Raw genomic sequence first — 3,172 nt, 5'->3', positions numbered from 1 at the left:
GATGTCGGCGATCGAATAGCTGTCACCGGCGATGAACTCCCGGCTGCCCAGTTCGCCGTCCAGCAGCCTGAGGAACGCCACGGCCTTCGGCTTGTTGGCCTCACCCCATTCAGGGACCTGCGGGATTTCCCATTCCTTCATGGCCGGATGGATGTGCCGGAAGGCCTGCGTGACGCAGCTGAGCAAATTGAATTCCATCCGCCTCTGCCACATCTCGACCTGCGCCTTGCCGAGTGCGCCACGCCCGAACAGGGCCGGTTCGGGATGCAGCTCCTCGAAATAGCGGCAGATGGCGACGGATTCGGTGATGACGGTGCCGTCGTCGAGCTCCAGCACCGGCAGACGCTGCAAGGGGTTGCGCGAGCTGACCGCCTGTTGCCTGTGTTCCAACGCGCCCATATCGATGGGCACCTGCGGAACCTCGATGCCTTTCTCGGCCAGGAAAACGCGGACCCGCCTTGGATTGGGCGCCCGGCCACCGTCGAAGAGCTTCATTCCATCCTCCTGTTCGTCCTCGGTTCCAGTTCCAGGATGCGCATCACCAGAAGCGAAAAATCTCGCGCACGGCATCGCCGATCGACGCCAGTGTGCCGTGCTTCTTCTCGACGACTTCGCCGTGATGGCTGTCTCGCCAATTCTGCGGCTGATCGAACGTTCCCGCCCAGATGCCGGCCTTTGCCGCGCGGGCGATGGCTTCCTCGCTCTCGAAGTCGCCATAGGCAACCGCCCAGCCCGCCTCGACCTGCGCGCGGTTGAGATCCTTGCCGCCGGCGGTGCAGTCGCCGAGCAGCCGGCCATAACGATCACGCTGCCAGCCGGTACAAGAGACGGGCTTGCCGGCGATCAGGCGAACGAGCGACTGACGCGCAAGCGTGCCGCAGGAATAGTCCGCGCCGTTCTTGCGGCAGGTCTGCGTATATTCCGGAGCATCGATGCCGCGCATGCGGATACGCTCGGTGCCAAGCGTGATCGAATCGCCGTCGTTGATGATTGCCACGCCTTGCGTCTTGCGTGTCTCCACCCGGTCGAGGCGGGCCGCCAGCAGGATCAGCAGTCCGAGGATGATGACGGCAAGCCCGTAATCCACCAGCCGGCGCCACAGGCTTCTGGGGCGCGCAACGTATCGCCGGCGCGGCCTCGGCGACCATGAACGGCTCATATGGCAAACGGTTGGTTAATCATTCGAACGTAGCTTAACACTTGGAAACCGCTGCTCGCATAAATTGAAGTTTTGATGCCCTTGCAACGCTCGAACACAGCGGACAAGTTCATTGTGGACCGCAGGAAACGCCATCGCAACAGCGATGTCGCGCGCGCGGTGCGCAAGACGCGTGACCGTCTTTCGCAGCAGGCCGGCAATCCCGATTTCGATCGCGAACTGCTGAAGCTGCATGCCCGAGCGATGACAAGCGGCGCCATCGCCATCCCGCTTCTCGTGCTGGCGATTGCCGCGGGTGGCCGGCTGGCCGGAATCGGCAATGAGATCGGGCTTTGGGCGCTGTTCACGCTAACCTGCTACACTATCGTTGCCGTCATGGCGCGGCGCATCGAGCGCACTGAAGCTTCCGAGCTCAACCCTTTGCAAGCACGGCGGGAATTCCTGATCGGCCATTTCCTGTGCGGTCTCGGCTGGGCTTGGTTCGTGTGGCTTGGCTGCAGCGTCTGCGAGGTCGATCCGTTCCACATCGTCAAGGCCGTGGTGCTGTTGTTCGCCATGGCGGCGACCGCGGTGATGACCTCGTCTCTGCGGGGCGCGCTGCTGGCGACCTTTGCCGTTCCCGTGGCGCTCTACGCCTATGCCGGCGCCAAGCTATGGATGCCGGTCGAGGCGATCATGGCCGCGCTGCTGGTCGTGTCGCTGCCGTTTTTCGCCTATGTGGCCCGTCATCTGAACCACTCGTCCCTGATGATGCTGTCGTTCCGCTCCGAAAAGGATGCGCTGATCGCCGAACTGGAGACGGCGAAATCGATGTCGGACGAAGCGCGGCGGCGGGCCGAGGACGCTAATCTGGCGAAATCGCGGTTCCTCGCCTCGATGAGCCACGAATTGCGCACGCCGCTCAACGCCATTCTCGGTTTTTCCGAGGTGATGTCGAACGAGGTGCTGGGACCGATGAGCAATCCCACCTATCGTGACTACGCCCATGACGTGCACGAATCCGGCCAGCATCTGCTCGACCTGATCAACGAGATTCTCGACCTGTCACGCATCGAGGCCGGCCGCTACCAGCTCAATGAAGAGCCGGTGATGCTGCTTGGTATCGTCGAGGACTGCTGTCACATGATGGAGTTGAGAGCGCGCAACAAGGATATCCGTGTCGTCCAGGATTTCGAGCACGAGCTGCCTCGGCTGTTCGCCGATGAACGGGCCGTGCGGCAGATCACGCTCAACCTTCTGTCGAACGCGATAAAATTCACCGCCACCGGCGGCGAAATCCGCGTCCGTGTCGGTTGGACGGCGGGCGGCGGACAATACATTTCGATCAAGGACAATGGCCCGGGCATACCGGAAGATGAGATCCCGATCGTGCTTTCCGCCTTCGGCCAGGGCTCCATCGCCATCAAGAGCGCCGAGCAAGGCACCGGGCTTGGCCTGCCGATCGTGCAAGGGCTGCTCGCAATGCATGGCGGCGAGTTCGAACTTCATTCCAAGCTGCGCGAAGGCACCGAGGCGATCGCCATCTTCCCGCTGAGCCGGGTGATGGAGGAATTGCCAGCATTGCCGACCGCGGCGGTGGCGGCTCGACGGCGGTAATACCTCAAGCCCTAACCGCGTACCGCCGCAGCCATGCCCGAACTGGTCAGCGCGGCGGCCTTGACCAGACCCGCTGCAAGGGCGGCCCCTGCCCCTTCGCCATGGCTGATGCCCAGATCAAGCAACGGGCGCAAGCCGAGCCGTTGGGCGGCGCGTGCATGCGCGGGTTCCGGCGACAGGCTGGCCAGCAGGCAATGGTCGAGCGCGGCGGGATTGACGCCATGCAGTACCGCTGCGGCTGCCGTCGCCGCCAATCCGTCGAGCAGCACCGGGATCTTCTGCATCCGCGCGGCCAGAATGGCACCGGCGATCGCCGCGAATTCCCGGCCGCCGACCCGGCGCAGCGCCTCGAGCGGGTCGCCGAGATGGCCGCCATGAAAAGCCAGCGCCGCATCGACCACGTCCGCCTTGCGTGCC

Annotated in this window: 4 protein-coding genes; 1 reads left to right on the top strand and 3 read right to left on the bottom strand. The window is 63.7% G+C overall.

The genetic code is table 11. From position 1 onward, the window contains the following. Positions 1-495 (bottom strand): glutathione S-transferase family protein (locus EN994_RS24310; RefSeq protein WP_164746136.1); only part of this gene is annotated, 495 nt, incomplete at its 3' end. A gap of 43 nt (positions 496-538) precedes the next feature. After that, entirely contained in the window at positions 539-1,159 is a 621-nt protein-coding gene (locus tag EN994_RS24305) for a thermonuclease family protein (RefSeq protein ID WP_063167987.1), read from the bottom strand. A gap of 75 nt (positions 1,160-1,234) precedes the next feature. Between EN994_RS24305 and EN994_RS24300 the strand changes: the two genes are divergently transcribed. Next, the gene (locus tag EN994_RS24300; RefSeq protein ID WP_063167986.1) at positions 1,235-2,755 is read left to right on the top strand and encodes a HAMP domain-containing sensor histidine kinase; all 1,521 of its coding nucleotides are present in this window, start codon (positions 1,235-1,237) and stop codon (positions 2,753-2,755) included. A gap of 11 nt (positions 2,756-2,766) precedes the next feature. Here EN994_RS24300 and EN994_RS24295 read toward each other — a convergent pair. Continuing rightward, positions 2,767-3,172: nicotinate-nucleotide--dimethylbenzimidazole phosphoribosyltransferase (locus EN994_RS24295; RefSeq protein WP_206530485.1), on the bottom strand; the 406-nt coding region annotated here is incomplete at its 5' end.

Origin of the sequence: Mesorhizobium sp. M7A.F.Ca.CA.002.09.1.1 (assembly GCF_003998555.1) — a bacterium.
In the GTDB taxonomy this organism is placed as follows: Bacteria; Pseudomonadota; Alphaproteobacteria; order Rhizobiales; family Rhizobiaceae; genus Mesorhizobium; species Mesorhizobium ciceri.
Note: the sequence above shows the minus strand (reverse complement) of the source record. Positions and strands in the feature narration are given on the sequence as shown.

Excerpts from the sequence above, each read along its gene's own strand:
- EN994_RS24300 (WP_063167986.1), top strand. The coding sequence starts at position 1,235 with ATGCCCTTGCAACGCTCGAACACAGCGGACAAGTTCATTGTGGACCGC.
- EN994_RS24305 (WP_063167987.1), bottom strand. The coding sequence starts at position 1,159 with ATGAGCCGTTCATGGTCGCCGAGGCCGCGCCGGCGATACGTTGCGCGC.